This window comes from Pseudomonas sp. PS02302 (assembly GCF_029959585.1).
Lineage (GTDB): Bacteria > Pseudomonadota > Gammaproteobacteria > Pseudomonadales > Pseudomonadaceae > Chryseomonas > Chryseomonas aestiva.
This window is the reverse complement of the sequence record NZ_JASCON010000088.1, coordinates 1-21,647: the sequence shown is the minus strand read 5'-3', so window position 1 is coordinate 21,647 and position 21,647 is coordinate 1. Positions and strand designations below refer to the sequence as shown.

At 68.1% G+C, this 21,647-nt stretch carries 18 protein-coding genes; 10 read left to right on the top strand and 8 right to left on the bottom strand.

Features of this window, described 5'->3' with window-relative positions; genetic code table 11:
* Positions 1–59 precede the first annotated feature (59 nt).
* Positions 60–1,406 (bottom strand): tryptophan--tRNA ligase, encoded by a 1,347-nt coding sequence (locus QMX82_RS22015; protein ID WP_282287578.1) that lies wholly within the window; start codon positions 1,404–1,406, stop codon positions 60–62.
* 33 nt (positions 1,407–1,439) lie between these two features.
* The gene (locus QMX82_RS22010; protein ID WP_263259466.1) at positions 1,440–2,075 is read right to left on the bottom strand and encodes an alpha/beta hydrolase; all 636 of its coding nucleotides are present in this window, start codon (positions 2,073–2,075) and stop codon (positions 1,440–1,442) included.
* Positions 2,076–2,260: 185 nt separating this feature from the next.
* Here QMX82_RS22010 and QMX82_RS22005 point away from each other — a divergent pair, with 185 nt between their 5' ends.
* The 5 genes from QMX82_RS22005 (at position 2,261) to QMX82_RS21985 (ending at position 5,957) form a co-directional block, all read left to right on the top strand.
* Positions 2,261–2,701 (top strand): YhcB family protein, encoded by a 441-nt coding sequence (locus QMX82_RS22005; protein WP_064307427.1) that lies wholly within the window; start codon positions 2,261–2,263, stop codon positions 2,699–2,701.
* A 131-nt stretch (positions 2,702–2,832) separates the two neighbouring features.
* Entirely contained in the window at positions 2,833–3,195 is a 363-nt protein-coding gene (locus tag QMX82_RS22000; RefSeq protein WP_133862670.1) for an ArsC family reductase, read from the top strand.
* Between the two features lie 73 nt (positions 3,196–3,268).
* Positions 3,269–4,303 carry a 2,3,4,5-tetrahydropyridine-2,6-dicarboxylate N-succinyltransferase gene (dapD, locus tag QMX82_RS21995; protein WP_263259465.1) on the top strand — a complete coding sequence of 345 codons (1,035 nt, stop codon included), beginning with the start codon at positions 3,269–3,271 and terminating at the stop codon, positions 4,301–4,303.
* 50 nt (positions 4,304–4,353) lie between these two features.
* Positions 4,354–5,562, top strand: coding sequence for an aminotransferase class V-fold PLP-dependent enzyme (locus QMX82_RS21990; protein ID WP_282287569.1), 1,209 nt, complete (start codon positions 4,354–4,356; stop codon positions 5,560–5,562).
* Complete coding sequence (locus QMX82_RS21985) at positions 5,559–5,957, top strand: SufE family protein (protein WP_208692218.1); 399 nt, start codon at positions 5,559–5,561, stop codon at positions 5,955–5,957. Before QMX82_RS21990 ends, QMX82_RS21985 begins: the two co-directional genes overlap by 4 nt.
* Here QMX82_RS21985 and tadA read toward each other — a convergent pair.
* Positions 5,954–6,457 carry a tRNA adenosine(34) deaminase TadA gene (gene tadA / locus QMX82_RS21980; RefSeq protein WP_208692219.1) on the bottom strand — a complete coding sequence of 168 codons (504 nt, stop codon included), beginning with the start codon at positions 6,455–6,457 and terminating at the stop codon, positions 5,954–5,956. The two genes, QMX82_RS21985 and tadA, sit on opposite strands and share 4 nt — an antisense overlap.
* Before the next feature lie 251 nt (positions 6,458–6,708).
* On the opposite strand from tadA, the gene QMX82_RS21975 reads away from it, so the two are divergent.
* Both QMX82_RS21975 and QMX82_RS21970 read left to right on the top strand, forming a co-directional pair.
* Positions 6,709–8,931 (top strand): ATP-binding protein, encoded by a 2,223-nt coding sequence (locus tag QMX82_RS21975; RefSeq protein WP_282287563.1) that lies wholly within the window; start codon positions 6,709–6,711, stop codon positions 8,929–8,931.
* A 202-nt stretch (positions 8,932–9,133) separates the two neighbouring features.
* A complete protein-coding gene (locus QMX82_RS21970; RefSeq protein WP_282287562.1) occupies positions 9,134–9,721 on the top strand; it encodes a LysE family translocator in 588 nt (195 codons plus the stop codon).
* On the opposite strand, the gene QMX82_RS21965 is transcribed toward QMX82_RS21970, so the two are convergent.
* The 5 genes from QMX82_RS21965 to QMX82_RS21945 all read right to left on the bottom strand — a co-directional run bounded on the left by QMX82_RS21965 (position 9,707) and on the right by QMX82_RS21945 (position 14,002).
* The gene (locus tag QMX82_RS21965; protein WP_208692222.1) at positions 9,707–10,534 is read right to left on the bottom strand and encodes an AraC family transcriptional regulator; all 828 of its coding nucleotides are present in this window, start codon (positions 10,532–10,534) and stop codon (positions 9,707–9,709) included. The two genes, QMX82_RS21970 and QMX82_RS21965, sit on opposite strands and share 15 nt — an antisense overlap.
* A 69-nt stretch (positions 10,535–10,603) precedes the next feature.
* On the bottom strand, positions 10,604–11,485 hold the full coding sequence (locus tag QMX82_RS21960) for an NAD(P)-dependent oxidoreductase (RefSeq protein ID WP_282287559.1): 882 nt from the start codon (positions 11,483–11,485) through the stop codon (positions 10,604–10,606).
* 304 nt (positions 11,486–11,789) lie between these two features.
* Positions 11,790–12,545, bottom strand: a complete 756-nt coding sequence (locus QMX82_RS21955; RefSeq protein ID WP_158892573.1) for a molybdopterin-dependent oxidoreductase — start codon at positions 12,543–12,545, stop codon at positions 11,790–11,792.
* A complete protein-coding gene (locus tag QMX82_RS21950) occupies positions 12,532–13,158 on the bottom strand; it encodes a cytochrome b/b6 domain-containing protein (RefSeq protein WP_208692224.1) in 627 nt (208 codons plus the stop codon). Before QMX82_RS21950 ends, QMX82_RS21955 begins: the two co-directional genes overlap by 14 nt.
* Positions 13,159–13,390: 232 nt before the next feature.
* Positions 13,391–14,002, bottom strand: coding sequence for a hypothetical protein (locus QMX82_RS21945; RefSeq protein ID WP_187980040.1), 612 nt, complete (start codon positions 14,000–14,002; stop codon positions 13,391–13,393).
* 120 nt (positions 14,003–14,122) lie between these two features.
* On the opposite strand from QMX82_RS21945, the gene QMX82_RS21940 reads away from it, so the two are divergent.
* From QMX82_RS21940 to QMX82_RS21930, 3 genes are all read left to right on the top strand, one after another.
* Entirely contained in the window at positions 14,123–14,794 is a 672-nt protein-coding gene (locus QMX82_RS21940) for a heavy metal response regulator transcription factor (RefSeq protein ID WP_183628830.1), read from the top strand.
* Positions 14,791–16,173 carry a heavy metal sensor histidine kinase gene (locus QMX82_RS21935; RefSeq protein ID WP_282287547.1) on the top strand — a complete coding sequence of 461 codons (1,383 nt, stop codon included), beginning with the start codon at positions 14,791–14,793 and terminating at the stop codon, positions 16,171–16,173. Before QMX82_RS21940 ends, QMX82_RS21935 begins: the two co-directional genes overlap by 4 nt.
* Positions 16,174–16,313: 140 nt before the next feature.
* On the top strand, positions 16,314–21,446 hold the full coding sequence (locus tag QMX82_RS21930) for a DUF4011 domain-containing protein (RefSeq protein WP_282287545.1): 5,133 nt from the start codon (positions 16,314–16,316) through the stop codon (positions 21,444–21,446).
* The last annotated feature ends 201 nt before the right edge of the window (positions 21,447–21,647 follow it).

Genomic DNA, 21,647 nt, shown 5'->3' with positions numbered 1-21,647 from the left:
GGGGCCCCTTGTCGGGGGGGCCCGGGCCTACCCCCCCCCCCGCCCCCCGCGGGTGCCCTTTAGGACTCGGCCAGTTGTGCGAGCACGGTCCGGGTGCGTTCGATCAGCGCATCGCGCGCGGCGGGGGAATCGCCAGGCACGCCTTGGGCTACCACCTGATCGCCCAGCAGCAGCTGGAAGCCGTTGCCTTCACCCGCCACGACGGTGGCCGGCGTACTGACCAGCTGCTTGCTGGTGATGCCGGCGGTCTTGGCTTCGGCGAAGGGAAGCGACAGGGCCAGTTCGGTGCCGTCGGCGTCGAGCAGGCGGAAACGGAAGCTGTCGCCTTCACGGAAGCTGACGAAGCGGGCGGTCTTGCTGGCCTTCTTCTTGGTGCCGCCCGTGGCGACCTGGGTCTTGAGCGAACGCAGGCCCACGGCTTCACGCAGCTCGCCGAGGAAAGGCGTGGCATAGCGGCGGGCCTTGGCGGCGCCGGCCAGCAGGATGTCTTCCAGATCATCGGGACGGCCGATCAGCGCCGCGTAGCGCTCGCGGGCCTCGCCCAGCTCGGCGTCGAGCAACTGGAACAGCTGGCCCTTGGCTTCGCCCCAGGCCAGACCATCCAGCAGGGCCGCGCGGAACGCCGCGCTCTGCGCGGGGGTGGCGAAGGCCTGATAGAGGGTGAAGAGGTGGGCGCTGTCAGGGTCCTTGGGCTCGCCGGGCAGGCGCGAATCGGTGACGATGCGGGCGATGGCGTCCTTGAGCTGCTTGGCGCTGCCGAACAGCGGGATGGTGTTGTCGTAGCTCTTCGACATCTTGCGGCCATCAAGGCCGGGCAAGGTGGAGACGCTTTCCTCGATGACCGCCTCGGGCAGGGCGAAATAGTCGCGCCCGTTGCCGAACAGGTGGTTGAAGCGCTGACCGATGTCACGGGCCATCTCCACGTGCTGGATCTGGTCGCGCCCGACCGGCACGCGCAGGGCGTTGAACATGAGGATGTCCGCGGCCATCAGCACCGGGTAGCTGTAGAGGCCCATGGTCACGCCCGCGTCGGGGTCTTCGCCCTGCTCCAGGTTGCGGTCGACCGCGGCCTTGTAGGCATGGGCGCGATTGAGCAGGCCCTTGCCGGCGACGCAGGTGAGCAGCCAGGTCAGCTCGGGGATCTCGGGGATGTCGGACTGGCGATAGAAGGTCACCCGCTCCGGATCCAGGCCACTGGCCAGCCAGGTGGCGGCGATCTCCAGGCGCGAACGCTGGATGCGCGCGGGGTCGTCGCACTTGATCAGGGCATGGTAGTCGGCGAGGAAATAGAAGGAGTCGGCATCGTCGGCCAGGCTGGCGCGGATGGCGGGACGGATGGCGCCGGCGTAGTTGCCCAGGTGCGGGGTACCGGTGGTGGTGATGCCAGTGAGAATGCGAGTGGTCATGGAGGCGCTGGGAATCCGAGAGACTAACGAGGGTCAGGCCTGCAGGCGCGGCAGGACCAGATCTTTGAGTTCGACGAGTTTGCCATGGAAGAAATGGCTGCACTCGGCGACGCGGAGCAATTCGTGCGGCTGTTCGAGCGCGGCGGACCAGGCGTAGACCCGCTCGGGGGTCACCACCTCGTCGGCTTCCGGCTGGATCACCGTGAGGCGCGCCCGCCGTGGCAGGCGACCGTCGACCGCGAAACGCTCCACCGGCGGCGCCAGCATGAACAGCCGTTCCACCGCCACGCCCTCGCCCTCCAGGCGTCCGCCCAGGCAGGCGGCGACACAGGAACCGAAGGAGAAACCGCAGAGGGTCAGCGACAGGTCGGGATGGCGGTCGCGCAACCAGGCCACGGCGGCCGCGGCATCGTCGATCTCGCCTTCACCGCCGGCATGCACGCCGGTGCTGGCGCCGACGCCACGAAAGTTGAATCTGAGGGTGGCCTGGCCGGCGTCCCGAGCGATGCGCTGCAGGGTGGCGACCACCTTGTTCTGCATGGCACCGCCATGGAGCGGATGGGGATGACAGAGCAGGACCGCGCCGGTGGCGGCATCCGGGCTCTGGTACAGCGCTTCCAGAGTGCCCGCCGGGCCCTCCAGCAGCAGGGATTGTTCACGGGCTGACACGCTTGACTCCGTGATCCCGGACGAACAGTGCTCATCCAAGGAGTTGATTTTGATAGGGTCGATCCTGCGCGATGCCTGACTGCGGGGTATGATGACGCCCAGCGAATGGCAGATGACGCAAGCCAGTGTACAGGCTCGCCGGTCTGCCGTTACCGTAAAGCAAAGCCGCTCATAGAGGAAGTTTCGTGGAACAGTCGCTCACTACCTGGTTGTTGCCCCTGATCGCGCTGCTGATCGGGGTCGGGATAGGTTTTCTGCTGGCGCGCCTGGTGCCGGGTGCCGCGCCGAGCCGCGTGCAGCGCCAGCTGGATGACCTGCAGAAGAAGTTCGACGACTACCAGCACGAGGTCACCAGCCACTTCAGCACCACCGCCGGCCTGGTGCGCAAGCTCACCCAGACCTACCAGGACATGCAGTCGCACCTGTCCGAAGGCGCCGAGCGTCTGGCCCAGGACGAGCTGACCCGTCAGCACCTGCTGGCCTCGCTGCACAGTGCCGAGCAGCGTTACCCGTCCAGTCGCGAGCGTATCGACGGTCCGACCGAAGCGCCGCGGGACTACGCGCCCAAGGGTGACGGCACCCCCGGCACCCTCGACGAAACCTATGGCGTGAAAAGCCGCGGTTGATCGCCAAGGCCGGGGACTCCCCGGCCTTCTGCTTTCCGGCGCCTGCCCTCGTCGCTCGGGGCGCGACGCCCGGCCCTTTTCCGGCCCGTCATGGCATAATCTGCGGTTGCAGTCTTTCGCAGGAGAACGCCATGCCCGCAGCGGCCAGTGGCCTGAGCCTCTACGGCATCAAGGCCTGTGACACCATGAAGAAGGCCCGCCAATGGCTCGACGAGCATGGCCAGGCCTATCACTTCCATGACTACAAGCAGAGCGGCATCGACCGCGAACGGCTGGCGGCCTGGTGCGCGGAACATGGCTGGGACAAGGTGCTCAATCGCGCCGGCACCACCTTCCGCAAACTCGACGACGCCCAGAAGGCCGACCTCGATACCGCCAGGGCCATCGACCTGATGCTGGCGCAGCCTTCGATGATCAAGCGACCCGTGCTCGATCTCGGCGACCGTACCCTGCTGGGCTTCAAGCCCGAGCTCTATGCCGCGGCCCTGAACTGACCCCGCGGCCACCGTCCCTACTACCGAACATCTCGCACCGACCGGATCGGTGCCTCTGCAAAGGAACAGTCTCATGTCGAATGCCCTCTTCAGTATCGCCTTCGGTGTCGGCACCCAGAATCGCCAGGACGCCTGGCTGGAAGTCTTCTATGCACAGCCTCTGCTGAATCCCCCGGCGGCGCTGGTCGAGGCGGTCGCGCCACTGCTGGAGTACCAGGGTGGCAACCAGGCTATCGCCTTCGCTCCGGCCCAGGCTCGCGGTCTGGCCGAAGCCCTCAAGGGCATTGATGCCGTGCAGTCGGCGCTGCTGACCCGCCTGGCGGAAAGCAACAAGCCGCTGGTGGCCACCCTGCTGGCCGAAGACGCCGCACCAGCCTCCACCCCCGAGGCCTACCTGAAGCTGCATCTGCTGTCCCATCGCCTGGTCAAGCCCCATGGGCTGAACCTGACCGGCATCTTCGCCCTGCTGCCCAACGTGGCCTGGACCAACCAGGGCGCCGTGGACCTGGCCGAGCTGCCGGCCGAGCAGCTGGAAGCCCGTCTGCGCGGCAAGCTGCTGGAAGTCTTCTCGGTGGACAAATTCCCCAAGATGACCGACTACGTGGTGCCGGCCGGCGTGCGTATCGCCGATACCGCCCGCGTGCGCCTGGGTGCCTATGTGGGTGAAGGCACCACGGTGATGCACGAAGGCTTCGTCAACTTCAACGCCGGTACCGCCGGCCCGGGCATGATCGAAGGCCGCGTCTCCGCGGGCGTCTTCGTCGGCAAGGGCTCGGACCTGGGCGGCGGCTGCTCGACCATGGGCACCCTGTCGGGCGGTGGCAACATCATCATCAGCGTCGGCGAAGGCTGCCTGATCGGTGCCAACGCCGGCATCGGCATCCCGCTGGGCGATCGCTGCACCGTGGAATCCGGCCTCTATGTGACCGCGGGTACCAAGGTTGCCGTGCTGGATGACCAGAACCAGCTGGTCCGGGTGGTCAAGGCGCGCGAACTGGCCGGTCAGAGCGACCTGCTGCTGCGCCGCAATTCGGAAACCGGCGCGGTCGAGTGCAAGACCAACAAGACCGCCATCGAACTCAACGCAGCGCTGCACGCGCACAACTGAGTCCACAACCGGGCAGCCCGCCTCACGCGGGCTACCCCGGAGCTGTCGCCATGTCGCTACCCTCCCCCTGGAGAGCCGAGTTTCCGGCTTTCACCGCCTTCGCCGCGGACGGCATCACCTACCTCGACAGCGCCGCCACGGCGCAGAAGCCCCAGGTGGTGCTGGATGCCCTGCTGGCCAGCTACAGCCTGGGTGCGGCCAATGTGCACCGCGCCCAGCACTGGGCCGCCGAGCGGACCACCGCCGCCTACGAAGGCGCCCGCGGCCGGATCGCCGCCTGGCTGGGCGCGGCCTCGCCGCACGAGGTGGTGTTGACCCGCGGCGCAACCGAGGCCCTCAATCTGCTGGCCTATGGGCTGGAAGACGCCTGCGCGGCGGGTGACGAGATTCTCATCAGCGCCCTCGAGCACCATGCCAATCTGCTGCCCTGGCAGCAGCTGGCCCGGCGTCGGGGCCTTGAACTCAGGGTCATTCCCCTGACCCCTAGCGGTCATCTGGACCTGGAAGCCGCCGAGCGGCTGCTGGGCCCACGAACGCGCGTGGTCGCGGTCAGCCAGTTGTCCAACGTGCTCGGCACCTGGCAGCCGCTAGCGGAACTCGCGGGCCTGGTACGGGCGCGCTCGCCGGCCTGGCTGGTGGTGGACGGCGCCCAGGGCGCGGTCCATGGCCGCCATCGCCCGGGCGACTTCGACGCCGACTTCTATGTCTTTTCCGGCCACAAGCTCTATGCACCCGAGGCCATTGGCGTGCTCTGGGGCAAGGCCGCTGGGCTGGCGCGGCTCAAGCCCTGGCAGTTCGGCGGCGAGATGGTGCAGCACACCACCTTCACCGATGCCCGCTTCCATGCCGCGCCCATGGGCTTCGAAGCCGGAACGCCGCCCATAGGCGCGGCCATCGCCCTGGGCGCAGCGGTCGACTGGCTACAGGCTCAGGACGAGACGCTGATCCGCGGTCACGAACAGGCGCTCAGTCTGAAGCTCCTGGCCGGGCTGGCCGCCCGCGACGGCGTCCAGGTGCTGGGGGAGCCCCAGATCGCCCTGGCCAGTTTCCAGGTCGCGGGCATCAATGTCGGCGATCTCTCTCACCTGCTGGGTGAACAGGGCATCGCCGTGCGCGCCGGTCAGCACTGCGCCATGCCGCTGTTCCAGACCCTGCAGACCCCCGGTGCGCTGCGGGTCTCCCTCGGCCTGTACAACGATGCCGAGGACCTGCAGCGCTTTTTCACTGCCCTCGACAACGCCCTGGAGCTGCTGCGATGAATCTGCTTCCCGATGCGGCGGAAGCCCGCCGCGCCTTCATCATCGCCAAGGGCTGGGAGGCGCGCTCGCGACTGCTGCTGCAGTGGGCCGAGCGCCTGCCGGCGGTGCTCGAGGAACGCGACGAGGATCTGGTGCAGGGCTGCGAGAGTCGGGTGCGCCTGACCCACGAAGCCCAGGGCGATCGCCACTTCTTTCGCGCCAGCAGCGAATCCCGGGTGCTCAAGGGACTGCTCGCCGTGGTGCTGGTGCGCGCCAACGGCCTGACCCGCGAAGAGCTGGGCCGCCTCGATATCCACGGCTGGCTGGGCGAACTCGGACTGGAACGGCAGCTGTCGCAATCGCGCAGCAACGGCCTGAACGCCGTGCTCACGCGGATGCGCGAACTGGCGGCCTAGCCTTCGCTGGCCGCCGGACTGCGTCGCGCGCGGAAGAACTCGGTCAGCACCTGGCCGCAGGCCTCGGCCAGCACCCCGCCCTCCACCAGCACCCGGTGATTGAGAAAGTCCTGCTCGAAGAAGCGCCCGCGACTCTGCGCCATGCCGGCGCGTGGCTCGCTGGCGCCATAGACCAGTCGCTGGATGCGACTGTGGACAATGAGGCCGGCGCACATGCTGCAGGGCTCAAGCGTCACATAGAGCGTCGCTCCGGGCAGCCGGTAATTGGCCAGGCGCGCGGCGGCATCGCGGATGGCCTCCATCTCGGCATGGGCGCTGGGATCGTGAGCACCGATGGGCCGATTGAAACCGCGACCGATGATCGCTCCGTCGAGTACCACCACGGCCCCGACCGGCACCTCGCCCTGCGCGGCGCCCTGCTCCGCCAGGACCAGGGCCTCGCGCATGAACAGGTCATCCCGGCTGCGATCGATGATGGGCAAGGGGCGGAAGCGGGCCATGACTGAACTCTGCGCAAAGCGCCATGATACCGCCGTCAGCCCGGGAGGCCAGCCATGGGATCCGACACCAAGAATGAATCCTTCGGCAAAAAATGATCGCAATAATGGTTATCAGATACAGCCGATGCGAAACTGGTGCGAGGTCTGGGAGCCGTGCGTGATCGGCATCACATTCACAGCCATTCGGTGCTAAAGCTTTAACAGGACCGCCTTGGTGCGGTCCTATTCAAGAGTTCATCTGAGACAGTCGCATGATTGCTGCACCTTCCGGTCAGTCGCTGCAAAGCTGCGAAAGCGAGCCGATCCGCATTCCAGGCGCCATCCAGGCACACGGTTACCTCATCGCCTTCGATGAGGCGGAGTGGCTGACCAAGCATGTCAGCCGCAATCTGCCCGAGTTGCTGGGCAAGCCGCAGGTCGAGCTGCTGGGTCGGCCACTGCAGCAGGTGCTGCCGCTCGAGCTGTTCGAGCAGGTGCGGCAGGCGTTGACCCTGGAGCATCTGGAAGAAGCCAATCCGCTGAGCTGGACACGTCCGGTCCGCGACATGGACGTGATCCTGCATCGCAGCCGCGGCCTGGTGTTTCTGGAATTCGAGCCGGACGACCATGGCGGTGTCGAGCCCGCCGGGCTGGCGCGTGCCCTGGCCCGCCTGCAGCAGGCTCGCACCCTGCCCGAGCTGTGCGAAGGTGCGGTGCGCGAGGTACGTGCCCTCACCGGCTTCGATCGGGTGGTGGTCTATCGCTTCGATGACGGCGGCGATGGCCAGGTGGTGACCGAGGACCGGGTCGACGACATCGACAGCTATCTGGGCATGCACTTTCCGGCGGCCGATATTCCTGCCCAGGCCCGCGCGCTCTATCACGAGAACTGGATTCGCAACATCCCCGACGCCCAGTACGAGGCGGTCCCGCTGGTGCCGGCTTTTCTGCATGGCACCGGGCGGGATCCGATCGACCTCACCCACGCCGTGCTGCGCAGCGTATCGCCCATCCATTGCCAGTACGTGCGCAACCAGGGCCTGCGTGCGTCCATGAGCGTGTCGCTGATCAGCGACGACAAGCTCTGGGGACTGATCAGCTGTGGCCATCGCGAACCCCTCTATCTGCCCTTCCGTACCCGGATGGCCTGCCGCTCGGTCGGGGTGCTGGTGTCGCTGATGATTCGCGCGCTGGAAAATCGCCAGGTGCAACGCGAGATCGATGCGCGCGAGGCGCAATTGGCAGCCCTGATCCAGGGCATGTGCGACAGCCGTGGCGAGGTACTCAGCGGCCTCGGCGAAAGACCCACCGATCTCCTGGAGCTGGTGAATGCCGCCGGTGTCGCGGTGCTGGTGGAGGATGAACTCAGCACCCTGGGGGAATGCCCGAGCGCGGAAGATATTCGCATCCTCGCCGCCTGGGTGACGGCCGAGATGGATGCCTCGGGCATCTATGCAACTCGCTGCCTGGCCGACGAACTGCCCGAGGCCCGCCGCTACAGCGACCGGGTCAGTGGCGTCCTGGCACTGGCGCTCCCCAAGCCGGTGCGCAATCTGGTGCTCTGGTTTCGCCCCGAGATCGTCACCACCGTGGTCTGGAGCGGTAATCCGGCCAAGCTTGAAGCCTCGGCGACCGCGTCGGGGACCGGCCTCAACTATCCGCATCCGCGGCGTTCCTTCGATGCCTGGAAGGAGCTGGTCCGCCTGCGCTCCGAGCGCTGGCGCCCAGCCGATCTGTTTGCCGCCAAGGACCTGCGGCGCTCGGCCATCGAGCTGGACCTGGCACGCCAGGTCGAACGCGAACGCCAGGCGGTGCGCCTGCGCGACGAGATCGTCGCGGCGGTTTCCCATGACCTGCGCAGCCCGATCACCATCATCCTGATGAAGGTCGGGATGCTGCAGCGCCAACTGGAAAAGCTGGCGCTGGGCGATGACCGCCTGCCCAGTTCGCTGCAGGTGATAGAGACCGCGGCCAACCGCATGAACGCCCTGATCAGCGACCTGCTGGATCTGTCGAAGATCGAGTCGGATCGCCTGGTGCTGAACCTCAACCCGGTGCGCCTGGCAGATGTCTGCGCGCAACCCATCCTGCTGTCGCGGCCGCTGGCGGAAATCAAGAACATCAGCCTGGAATACGCCGCCGATCCGGATCTTCAGGTGCTGGTGGAAGCCGAGCGCATCTTCCAGGTGCTGATGAATCTGCTGGGCAATGCCATCAAGTTCACCGCGCCAGGCGGGCTGGTGCAACTCAGCATGCGGCAGCTCGGCAACCTGGCCGAGATCAGCGTCACCGACAATGGCCGCGGCATGAATCAGGCGCAGCAAGCGCGGGTATTCGAGCGCTTCTGGCACGTGCAGGAGGACAATCCCACCGGTCACGGTCTGGGGCTGTACATTGCCAAGGGCATCGTCGAGGCCCACGGCGGCGAGCTCAGCGTCACCAGCGCCCTGGGTCAGGGCAGCACCTTCAGTTTCACCCTGCCTATCGCGCCCTAGTACGCCAGAACGCGAGAAGAGAAAGCCCCGGTGGCCGACAGCGACGTTGAAACCACCGGGGGAGCGCTAAGCTCGCTGTAATGGACGTCAGCGAAACGCTGCGAATTCCCGCCTTTCGTCGGGTCGGAAGGGTCATTTTCTTCAATACCGCCAAGGGTCACCCTCGCTAGGTTCAGGTCTCCACACCTGTCGAGACCTTGCGATGACCCTGATCCTGTCCATGGCCGCCTTTGCCCTGGTGGCGTCCCTTTCTCCTGGCCCGGTCAATCTGGTGGGCTTCAACACCGGCCTTGTCCATGGCTGGCGACCGGCGCTGTGGCATGTCGCCGGCGCCACCCTCGGCTTCGTCGTCCTGCTGCTGGCGGTCGGCCTCGGCCTGCACGAAGTACTGGCCGCCTGGCCGGCGCTGCTCTGGGTCCTGCGCGTGGCCGGCGCCCTCTTCCTGCTGTACCTGGCGTGGAAACTGGCACGGGCCGCGGGGGACCTGGGCAGTGCCGCGCTGGCCGCCTGCCCGGGCTTTCGCGACGGCGCCCTGCTGCAGTGGCTCAATCCCAAGGCGTGGCTCGCCGCCGCGGCCGGGGTGGCGCTGTTCGTCGGTGAAGATCGCGGGCGCCTGGTGCTGTTCGCCGGTCTTTACCTGGTGATCTGCTTCGCCTCCCTGGCCTGCTGGGCGGTGGCCGGTCAATGGCTGCGCGGCCATTCACTGTCGGCGGCCCGCCTGCGCCTGCTCAATCGCGCCCTCGCGGCGCTGCTGGTGCTTTGCGCCGCTTCGCTGCTATGGAAGGGCTGACGCGGCGCGGTACTGACCGGGGGTGGCCGCGACCAGGCGCTTGAAGGTGCGCTGCAGATGGGCCTGGTCAGCGAAGCCGGTGGCCAGGGCGACCTCGGCCAGGCCATCGCCCTGACGCAGGCGGTGCCGCGCCAGGCGGATGCGCCGGTCGATCAGGTAGGCGTGGGGCGTCAGGCCGTAGCGCCGGCGGAAGCTGCGAATCAGCTGGGTGGGCGAGAGATCCGCCACCTGGCTGAGCTGGTCCAGGCTGACACCCTCGCTGCAGTGGGCATCGAGAAATTCGGCGGCGCGCCTCAGGCGGCGATCCTCGCGGGTCCGCGCCGCCGCGACCGGGGTGCGACCCAGGCGCGCCAGTACGGCCTCGAAATACAGCAGCGCCTGACTCTGGCGCTGCAGGGTAAGGCTCTCCGGATCGATCAGGCAGGCATGCAGGGCTTCCAGCCCGGCGTACAGCTGGCCGTCACGGGACAGCTGTACGCCCAGCGCTTGGAAGTCGTCGGCACCCGGGCGCTGCAGCTCGGCCAGCCAGCCGGCGTCCACGTGCAGCATGCGATAGCGCCAGGCGTCCTCGCCCTGCGGATTGCAGGCATGGACGTCACCGGGATTCATCAGCACCAGGGTGCCCGCTCCCACCAGTTCACGGGTCGAGCCGTTGTGATAGCGACTGCGCCCACCCAGCACGGTACCTATGGAGAAGGTTTCGTGGGAATGCGGGGCATAGCAGAGCGCACGGCCGTCCTGGATGGAACGGGCTTCGAGAAAGGGCAGCGCGGGATCGCGCCAGAATTGGGGGACGGCACCGCTAGCGGTCATGTGGGAGGGATTCCGGGACGACGGACCAGGTCAGTCTAGACGTCGTCCCTAGAGGGGGAAAGCCAGGCGTCAGCGGGTGGCGGCGTCTTCGGCCTCTTCCAGCAGGATGTCGGCGGTGATCAGGTAATCGGCATCCGGATGCAGCTCGGCGCCCAGCGCCAGTTGCTGCGCCGCGGCGGCCAGGGTCGGGGCGCCCTGGAAGGTGGCGTTGAGTTCGGCCAGCAGGAGGGCCATGTCCTTGTGCATCAGCGCGGCGGGGAATTGCGGGGCGAAGTCGCCGTCGCGCAGCGCCGCCAGCTTGCGCTGGTGATGGGGCGAGAGCACCGCCAGGTCGCCGAACACCTCGAACAGCACCTCGGCATCCAGGCCGGCGCGGGTGGCATAGGCCAGCGCCTCGGCCAGAGCGGCGAGCCCGGCGCCCATCAGGCCGTTGATGGCCAGCTTGATGGCCGCGCCCTGCCCGGTCGGACCGACGTGGTGCACGGTCTTGCCCAGGACGTCGAGGATCGGCCGCGCCCGCTCCACCGCTTCGGGCTCGCCGCCGGCCAGAACCACCAGTTGCGCCTTTTCCGCCTCGGGCGTGCTACCGGAGACCGGCGCCTCGACCACGGCGATGCCGCAGGCGCGGCCGGCTGCTTCCAGACGCAGCGACAGCGCCGGCGAGTTGGTGCTGGTGTTGATCAGCAGCCGACCGCTTTCCAGGCGGGCAAGCACGCCGTCGGGGCCGAGCAGCACCTGTTCGAGAATGGCGTCGTTGGGCAGGGAGACGATCACCGCCTCGGCCTGGGGCAGCAGGGTCGCCAGGGACTCCATCGGCGTACCGTGGCGCTCGCCATCCTGCTGGTGTTCGGCATAGGCGCTGACCGTATAGCCGGCCTCGCGCAGGTTGGCAGCCATGCGCTGGGCCATGGCGCCGAAGCCGATGAAACCGATCGAGGGATGAGCGGACATGAGGGGAGCTCCCGGTAGAGGATGGTGGTATCTCGACTCCACCTCCAGGCCGGGGTTCCGCCACCAATAGCTTGGGCAACGTCTCGCGAGCTAGAGCCAAACAAGACACAACGACCAACGGGAGTGACAGCCAAAGGCTGGCACGAAGGGTGAGCGCCAGCGAATCAAAGACCTGAGGAAGCGGATCGGACCCGCGCTCGGGTTTACGAGTGGTAAATGAGCATTGCGACGGGGCCGCCTAGGCGGGGCTGGCGACCCAGGGTCTTTTCAACGCAGTTTGGCCGACGCGCAGCAGACGTTGCACCTAGATCCCGCTGAACCAGTTGTAGCCCTGGTCTTCCCAGTAGCCACCGGGATAGTCGTTGGTCACGAACAGCGCCTGGATGTGCTTGGGATTCTTGAAGCCGAGCTTGGTGGGTACCCGCAGTCGCAGCGGATAGCCGTAGTCCGGCGGCAGGGCCACCTCGCCGAAGTCCAGCGCCAGCAGGGTCTGCGGATGCAGCGCCGAAGCCATGTCGATGCTGGAGTAGTAACGGTCGGCGCACTTGAAGCCGACGTACTTGGCGCTGGTGTCGGCGCCGATCCGTTCGAGGAAGGTGCGCAGCGGCACCCCGCCCCACTGGCCAATGGCGCTCCAGCCTTCGATGCAGATGAAGCGGGTGATATCGGCGCGCTGCGGCAGGCGGCGCAGGTCTTCCAGGGTCCAGGCCTGCTTGTTGGCGACCAGGCCGGAGACCTCCAGGCGATAGTCGCTGAGGTCGACTTCGGGAACGTTGTATTCGGGGTAGAAGGCGTTGAAGGGAAAGGGATTGGTGATCTGGCTGGCGGCATAGGTCGGCGCCAGGCGCTCGCGGCCGAACAGCCAGGCCTGCACCCGGTCGTTGAAGCGCGACATCGACCAGAGCACCTTGTCGACGCTGTCGCCGTCCTGCAGGTTGCAGCCGCTGAGCATGGCCAGCGCGCCCACCGTCAGGCCCTGCTTGAGCAGCAGGCGCCGTTGCAGATTTTCCACCTGCCGCTGTTGCGCCGGTTCCAGGCGCAGGCGTTCACGCCGACTCATCGTTAACCTCCTCGTGCGCCCGACCGGTGATCATCGGCGGCAGGGTGCGGGGGACCAGTATGACCAGGGCCAGGTGCACGACGACAAAGGCGCCGATGCCGGCCATGGCGAAGAAGTGCACGTAGCGGGCGGTGTCGAAACCGCCAAGCAGAGCGGCCAATCCCTGCAGCTGCACGGGTTTCCAGATGGCCAGGCCGGAGAGCACCACCAGCACCCCGAGCGCCAGCACGCCCCAGTAGAGCAGGCGCTGCACGGCGTTGTAGGTGCCCAGCCGATGCCCCAGGCGCAGCCGTGCGGCAGCGATAAAATCGCGGCCGATGGCGCGTGGCGACAGCGGCAGGAAATCGCGCCGGAAGTGGCCGCTGAACAGGCCATAGAGCAGATAGATCAGGCCATTCACCAGCAGCAGCCAGAACACCGCCAGGTGCCAGGCGATGGCACCGCCCAGCCAGCCGCCAAGGGTCGCCCAGGCGGGAAAGGTGAAGGGGAACAGCGGCGAGGCGTTGTAGATCGCCCAGCCGCTCATGAACATGCAGGGCATCGCCAGGGCATTGAGCCAATGGGTGAGGCGCACCGGCCAGCGGTGCACCAGACGCCGTCGCGAGGTGGTCATGACTTTTCCCTCTTCACCGCGAGATGGAGGCAGTCGGTTGCCCGACCGCCGGGGGTCTTAGAACCTGTTCACGATCTCGCGAGCTAGAGACAAACAAGACGAGAATGGCTGAGGAAGCGGATCGGACCCGCGCTCGGGTTTACGAGCGGTAAATGAGCATTCCGACCGGGCTGGCGACCCAGGACATTTTCAACACAGTTTGGCCGACGCGCAGCAGACCGTGAATAGGTTCTTACATGGGCGGGGTGAAACCGTCCTTACCTACGGCCACGCCCTTGGCGTGCTTGCCGTCTTCGGCGGGGAACAGCACCACCTTGGCGCCGGGCTTGAGCAGGCTGCGGTCGCCCTTCTCGACATAGGCGATGGGCACGTCTTCCGGCACCACCAGCTGCTTCTCGCCGCCCTTGTACTGCACGGTCAGGGTGCGGCCGTTGGCTTTCTTGAGTTCGCCCACGGTGCCGTTGGTCATGGTGCCGGTGCTGCCATCGGCGTTTTCCCAGCCGTAATGGCCTTCGCCGGAGCCGCGCAGGCTGGCCTCGAACACCGTCACTTCCAGCGCCTTAAGGGTGCCGTCGGGCTGCGGCGTGGCGGCCGAGCCGATGAAGCTGTTGGCTTCGATGCGATCCAGGTTGGCCTTGGACACGGCGCGGTAGCTGGTCTTGTCATCCAGCATCAGGGTCTGGTGGGCACCGTTGCGGGTGGTGTAGGCCAGGGTGTCGCCCTGGACGCTGTCCACGGTGCCACGCATGGGCTTGACGGTGGGCATGGGCGCGGCCTGGGCCAGCAGGGCGCTGCTGGCGAGCAGCAGGGCAAGGGAACCGCGGAGCAGAGTCTGGGTACGCATGAAACCTCCTGGGATAGGGAATCGCCCCGCCACAGTGCGACGCGTGGGGGGTCAGCAAGATGACCGGCGAATGACAAAAATGTCACCCAGCGAAGCGACCGGAGGCCCTACCATGACGTCATGCACATTCTCCTCATCGAAGACGACCAGAAGACCGGCGAGTACCTGAAAAAGGGTCTTGGCGAGTCCGGCTACGCGGTCGACTGGACCCAGCACGGCGCCGATGGCCTGCACCTGGCTTTGGACGGCCGCCATGACCTGGTCATCCTCGACGTCATGCTGCCCGGCATCGACGGTTGGCAGATCATGGAAGTCCTGCGCAAGAAGCTCGACGTGCCGGTGCTCTTTCTCACCGCCCGCGACGGCCTGCAGGATCGCATTCGCGGCCTGGAGCTGGGCGCCGACGACTACCTGGTCAAGCCCTTCTCCTTCGTCGAGCTGCTGCTGCGCATCCGCACCCTGCTGCGCCGTGGCGTGGTGCGCGAGCCCGAGCACTTCCACCTGGCCGACCTGCAGCTGGACCTCCTGCGGCGACGGGTGACCCGTGGTGACGACCTCATCGTGCTGACCAACAAGGAATTCGCCTTGCTGCACCTGCTGCTGCGCCGCGAAGGCGAGGTGCTGTCGCGCACCCTGATCGCCGCCGAGGTCTGGGACATGAATTTCGACAGCGACACCAATGTGGTGGACGTGGCCATCAAGCGGCTGCGCGCCAAGGTCGACAACCCCTACCCGGTCAAGCTGATCCATACCGTACGCGGCATCGGCTACGTCTGCGAGGTGCGCCCTTGAGCGCGCGGTCACCCTCGCTGATCCTGCGCGCCACCCTGGGCTTCGCCCTGGTGGCGCTGCTCGCCGTGGGCGGCGCGGGGGCCTTTCTCTACCACAGCCTGGAACGTACCGTGCTGGAGCGCGCCGACTACGCCCTGCTCGGCCGCCTGGCGCATTTTCGCAGCCTGCTCAGCGCCGACCTGTCGCTGGAGACCCTGGGGCGCAGTCCGCAGCTGTTCGCCAACATGCTGGGCAACGAACAGGATGTCTTTCTCATCGGCACGCCGGGCACCAAGCCGGTGATCGCCTCCAATCCGCTGCAGATCGCCCTCCCCGACCTGGCCGTGGTGCCGCAGACGCGGCGGCCGACCCGGGCCGATCTGCGCGAAGGCCGGCTGGCCGACGGGACCCGCTGGCGCGCGGCGCGGGTCGCGGTCAACACCCCCGAAGGCCCGGTGGAACTGACCGCCGCCCATGTACTGCGCAACGAGGACACCACCCTGGCCGATTTCCGGCTGGGGCTGCTCGGTGCCGTGACCCTGGCCTTCCTCGCCACCGCCGGGCTCGGCTATCTGCTGCTGCGGCGCGGCCTGGCGCCGCTGCGGCGCATCGCCCGCCATGCCGGCGGCATCACCCCGACCCGGCTGGCCGCGCCCCTGGAGCTGGCCGATGCCCCGCGCGAGCTGCAGCCGCTGGTGGAAAACTACAATGCCATGCTGGCGCGGCTGGCCGACGGCTATGGCCGGCTGGTGCAGTTTTCCGCCGACCTCGCCCACGAGATCCGCACCCCGATCAATGCCCTCATGGGCCATACCGAGGTCGCTCTGCGTCAGGTGCGCAGCAGCGAGGACTACCAGACGCTGCTGGCGTCCAACCTGGAAGAGCTGGAGCGTATCTCGCGGTTGGTGGAGAGCATCCTCTTCCTCGCCCGCGCCGACGATGCCCAGGCGGTGCTGACCCCGCAGCCGCTGCAACTGGACGAAGAACTGGCGCGCATCGCCGACTATTTCGAAGGTCCGGCCGACGAGCGCGGCCTGCGCCTGGTGGTGGCCGGTGGCGGCCAGGTGGTCGCCGATCCGCTGATGCTGCGCCGCGCCCTGAGCAACCTGGTGGCCAATGCCATTCGCTACGCCGAGCCGGATGGCGAGATCCGCCTGCAGGCGGACGGCGAGCGCATCTGCGTCAGCAATGCCGGCCCCGCCCTGGCGCCGGCGCATCTGCAACGGCTGTTCGACCGCTTCTATCGCGCCGATCCCTCGCGTCATCAGCCCCATGATTCCAACGGCCTGGGCCTGGCCATCGTCGCGGCGATCATGCGCCTGCACGGCGGTCGTGCCGAGGTCGAGCAGAATGAACGGGGCATCCATTTCAGCCTGGTCTTCCCGACCCCGGCAGCCTGAACCGCGACCTATCGCTCAAACCACGCAACCGCCCGTCACCAAAGGACTTTTTCCGCTTGCCCAGGCGGGCTATGGGCTGCATCGACCCGCCCACTACTGTACATTCATCTACCTCAGGCAATAAGCAAGGGTGGTAGGCGATGAGCGTGGATGTCGAACTGGTGCTGGCCGGCAAGATCGGCTTCGCGGCGCACCAGAACGCGGTGCCCGTGCTGCGCGAATTGCGCCTCACCCACAGCGGCCAGGACGCCCTCGCCGACCTCAGTCTGACGGTCACGGCCGAGCCGGCCTTCGTGGTCCCGCGCACCTGGCACCTTGAGCGCCTGGATCCCCAGGGCACCCTCTATCTCGATGATCGCGACCTCGAATTCGACGCTGCCCTGCTCGGCAGCCTGCAGGAGAGCCTGGTCGCCCAGCTGACCTTCACGGTGCGCCAGGGCGAGACGCTCCTGCAGACGCGGCGCTATCCGGTCGAGCTGCTGGCACGCAACCAGTGGGGTGGCGTGGACAGCATGCCGGAACTGGCGGCGGCCTTCGTCATGCCCAACGATCCGGCGGTGGATCGCCTGCTGGGCGCGGCCGCCGAAGTCTTGCGTCGCGCCGGCAAGTCCACGGCGCTGGACGGGTACCAGAGCGGCTCGCGGCGGCGCGTCTGGGAGCTGGGCTCGGCGCTCTGGTCGGCACTGTGCGGTCTGCAACTGACCTATGCGGTGCCGCCGGCCAGCTTCGAGCGCCAGGGCCAGAAGATCCGCACGCCGGGCAGCATCCTCGACGGTGGCCTGGCCACCTGCCTGGATCTCGCCCTGCTCGCCTGCGCGGCGCTGGAACAGGCCGGCCTCAATCCGCTGCTGGTCATCACCCGCGGCCATGCCTTCGCCGGGGTCTGGCTGCAGCCCCAGGAATTCGCCCAGTTGCTCACCGACGACGCCGAGCCGGTGCGCAAGCGGGTAGCGCTCAAGGACCTGCTGGTCTTCGAGACCACCCAGGCCACCGCCTCGCCGCCGCCGTCCTTCAGTCAGGCCATGCAACTGGCCGAGCGGCAGCTGGACGACGAGACCTTCGTACTGGCCCTGGACGTCCGCCGTGCCCGCCTGCAGCGCATCCGTCCGCTGGCGGTGCCCGGCCAGCCGGCCAGCAACGCGGACGGCCTGCTGCTGCCGGGCGAGGCCCTGGAAGAGGCCCCACCGCTGCCGGCGTTCGACGTGGACGTCGAGGCGGCACCGACCACCCCGGTCGGGCGCCTGGCGCTGTGGCAGCGCAAGCTGCTCGACCTCACCACCCGCAATCGCCTGCTGCACGTGCCGGACAACGCCCGCAGCGTGCCCCTGCTCTGCCCCGAGCCGGCGGCGCTGGAGGATCGCCTGGCCGAGGGCCGGGCGCTGCGCCTGGTGCCGCTGCCGGACCTGGCGGTGAGCGGCCGCGACGCCGTGCTGCACGAAGCCCGCGAACACGAGAATCTCGCCGACGAATACGCCCGCGGCGCCCTGGCCCGCGGCGAGGTGGTCGCCCCCCTGGATGCGACCAGGCTGGACGCAGCCCTGGTGGAACTCTATCGCCGCGCCCGCAGCGATCTCGACGAGGGCGGCGCCAACACCCTCTACCTGGCGCTGGGGTTCCTGCGCTGGAAAAAGGCCGCCGACGATCCCAAGCACTACCGCGCGCCGCTGATCCTGCTGCCGGTACGCCTGGAACGGCAGAGCGCCGCCAGCGGCATCACCCTGCACCTGTTCGAGGACGAGCCGCGCTTCAACCTGACCCTGCTGGAGCTCCTGCGCCACGACTTCGACCTGGACATCCCCGGGCTCGACGGCCCGCTGCCCGGCGATGGCAACGGCATCGACGTGGACGGCATCTGGACCAAGGTGCGGCGTGCGGTGCGCGACCTGCCCGGCTTCGAGGTCAGCAGCGAATTGCTGCTGGGCCAGTTCTCCTTCGCCAAGTACCTGATGTGGAAGGACCTCACCGAACGCAGCGACCAGCTGCTGGAAAGCCCGCTGGTGCGCCACCTGCTGGAACGTACCGCGGAATCCGGCGCCTACCTCAGCGGCGGCAGCTTTCCCCGCGAGCGCGAGCTGGATCGCCAGGTCACCCCGGCCGAACTCTTCACCCCGCTGCCGGCGGATTCCTCGCAGCTGGCGGCGGTGCTGGCCTCGGCCGGTGGCCAGGATTTCGTGCTCGACGGCCCACCCGGCACCGGCAAGTCCCAGACCATCGCCAACATGATCGCCCACAACCTGGCGCTGGGTCGGCGGGTGCTGTTCGTCGCCGAGAAGCGCGCGGCGCTGGACGTGGTGTATCGCCGCCTGGAGGCCCAGGGGCTTGGCGAGTTCTGCCTGGAACTGCATTCGAGCAAGGCCTCCAAGGCCGAGGTGCTCAAGCAGCTGGAGCGCGCCTGGGATACCCGCGACGGCCTCGACGAAGAGGAATGGCTGGTCGAGGCCGCCGAGGTGGAACGCCTGCGCGATCGCCTCAATGCCGTGGTGGAGCGCCTGCACCGGCGCTGGCCCAACGGCCTAACCCTGCAGCAGAGCATCGGTCGGGTACTGCGCGACGCCGCCCCCGATACCCCGCGCCTCGCCTGGTCCAACGCCGACGCCCATGACGCCGAGGGCCTGGCCGAGTTGCGCAACGCCGTGCGGCGCCTGGCCCTGCACGCCGAGACCGGCCGCAGCCTGGCGGCGGATTTTGCCCTCTTGCCGGCCCATCCCTGGTCCAACGCCTGGCAGGATGCCCTGGTCAGCGCCGCCGAACGGCTGCGCGACACCCAACACGCCTTGCAGCAGGCGCGGCAACGCCTGCGCGATGTCCTTGGTCTGCCACTGGCGGACCAGGTGGCGCCCCGTCGCCTGCTGGACTTCGCCGAACTGCTGCAGAACGCCGCTGGCCAGGACCTGGCCTTCGCCTTCGGGCCTGGCGCTGCCGAGCGTCAGCGCCAGCTGGGGCGCGCCCTGGAGTTGCTGCGCGACTACCAGACGCTGGAGCGCGAGCTGTCGGTGCCCTATGCCGCCGAAGCCTGTCGCCGTGTCGCCCTGACCCAGCTGGAAACCGCCTGGGACGCCGCCGGGCAGCGCTTCTGGATCTTCGCCAGCCGCGCCCAGCGACAGGTCACCCAGGATCTCGCTCGCCAGGGCGAAACCCAGGGTCAGCCCGATGTGGCTGCCGATCTGCCGCGGCTGCGGCGTCAGCGCACCCTGCTCACCGAATTGGACGAGTTGACGCCCACCCTGGCCGGCATCAGTGGCTGGCAGGGTGTCACCAGCGATCTCGACGCCCTGCTCGCGCGCCGCGTCCTGGCGGAAAGACTGAGCGCGGCGCTGCCGACCCTGGCGGAAACCCCCGAGCAGCTGCTGGCCCTGCGCCAGGCGGCGGCGCGCCGGTTGCAGCATCCCGAGGACCAGCCGGTGGACACCACCCTGGCCCCGGCCAGCGGTGCCTTCGCCGAGGCCCTCGACGCGGCCGAAGCCGCCCGCCAGGCATTCGCCGCGCAGGCGGGATTGGCCAGTGACACCGCCGCCGCCGAGCTGGTGCGTACCGCTGCCGCGCTGCTGCGTCAGCCGGGTCGGCTCAAGGCCTGGTGCGACTGGCAGCGGGTCCGCGAAGAAGCCAACGGCCTCGGCCTGGCAACGCTGATCGCGCGCGCCACGGCCGCTTCGGTCGAGGACCTGGCAGCCCTGTTCGAAACCGCCTATGCCCGCTGGTTCGCCGCCACCGCGCTGGACGCCGAGCCGCTGCTGCGCGACTTCGTCCCGGCCGAGCACGAGAGCGATATCCAGGCCTATCGCCGGCTGGACGATCGCCTGCAGACCCTGGCCGTGCGCCATATCCGCGCCCTGCTCTGCCACGGCCTGCCACCGAAGAACGACGCGGCGCGCCAGGGCGGCGGCTTCGCCGTGCTCAAGCACGAACTGCAGAAGCAACGCCGACACAAGCCGCTGCGTCAGCTGGCCCTGGAAATGGGTGACGCCCTGGCGCGACTGGCGCCCTGCATGCTGATGAGTCCGCTGTCCATCGCCCAGTACCTGCCGCCGGACGGCGGTCTGTTCGACCTGGTGATCTTCGACGAAGCTTCGCAGATCGCCCCCTGGGACGCGGTGGGTGCCATCGCCCGCGGCGTGCAGGTGGTGATCGCCGGCGACCCCCGGCAGATGCCGCCAACGCGCTTCTTCGACCGCGCCGCCGGCGAGGACGACACCGCCGAGGACCTGGAAAGCATCCTCGACGAATGCCTGGGCGCCGGCATCTACAGCCACAGCCTCAACTGGCACTACCGCAGTCGCCACGAGAGCCTGATCGCCTTTTCCAACCACCACTACTATGACGGCAAGCTCATCACCTTTCCTGCCCCGGAGATCCGTCCGAGCGCGGTGGAATGGCGGCGGGTCGACGGCGTCTACGCCAAGGGCAAGGGGCGGCACAATGCCCTGGAGGCCCAGGCCATGGTCGCCGAGGCGGTCAAGCGCCTGCTCGATCCGGCCTTTGCCGGCCTCAGCCTGGGCATCATCACCCTCAACAGCGAACAGCAGCGGCTGGTCACCGACCTGCTCGACCGGGCGCGCCAGCAGCACCCGGAGATCGAGGCGCACTTCGCCGAAGACCTGGCCGAGCCGGTGGTGGTGAAGAATCTGGAAACGGTCCAGGGCGACGAGCGCGACCTGATCATGCTCGGCATCGGCTTCGGTCCCACCGAGCCCGGCGCCAATACGATGTCGATGAACTTCGGGCCGCTGAATAAGGACGGTGGCTGGCGGCGCCTCAACGTCGCCGTGACCCGGGCGCGGCGGGAGATGCTGGTGTTCTCCTCCTTCGATCCGGGGCTGATCGACCTCAATCGCACCAATGCCCGCGCCGTGCGCGATCTCAAGCTGTTCCTGGAGTTCGCCCAGCGCGGCCCCCAGGCCCTGGCGGCGGCGGTCAAGGGTTCACTGGGTGGGCACGACTCGCCGTTCGAGGAAGCCGTGGCCCAGGCGCTGCAGGCCAAGGGCTGGCAGGTGGTGCCGCAGATCGGCGTGTCGCGCTTCCGCATCGACCTGGGCATCGTCCACCCCGACCGCCCGGGCGACTACCTGGTGGGTATCGAATGCGACGGCGCCACCTATCACAGCGCCGCCACCGCCCGTGACCGCGACAAGACCCGCAGCGCCATCCTCCAGGGCCTCGGCTGGACGCTCCTGCGCGTCTGGTCCACCGAATGGTGGATCGACCGCGCCGGGGCGACCGAACGATTGCATGGGGAGATCGAGAAGCTGCTGGAGGCGTCGCGGACGAAGGGTTAAGGGGCTGTTGGGCTTCGCGGCGCTCAGCGCCAACCTAAGTTGGTTAACCTGGTGCCGTAGGTTGGGCTGAGGCGGCTCCATCGCCGAAGCCCAACAGTCCGGGGTTGACCCTGGCACCGTTGGTGGGGGCAACCCGCCCCCCCCCCCCCACCCCCCGGGGGGGGGGGGGGGTGGGGGGGGGTTTTAAAATCTGACGCGGCC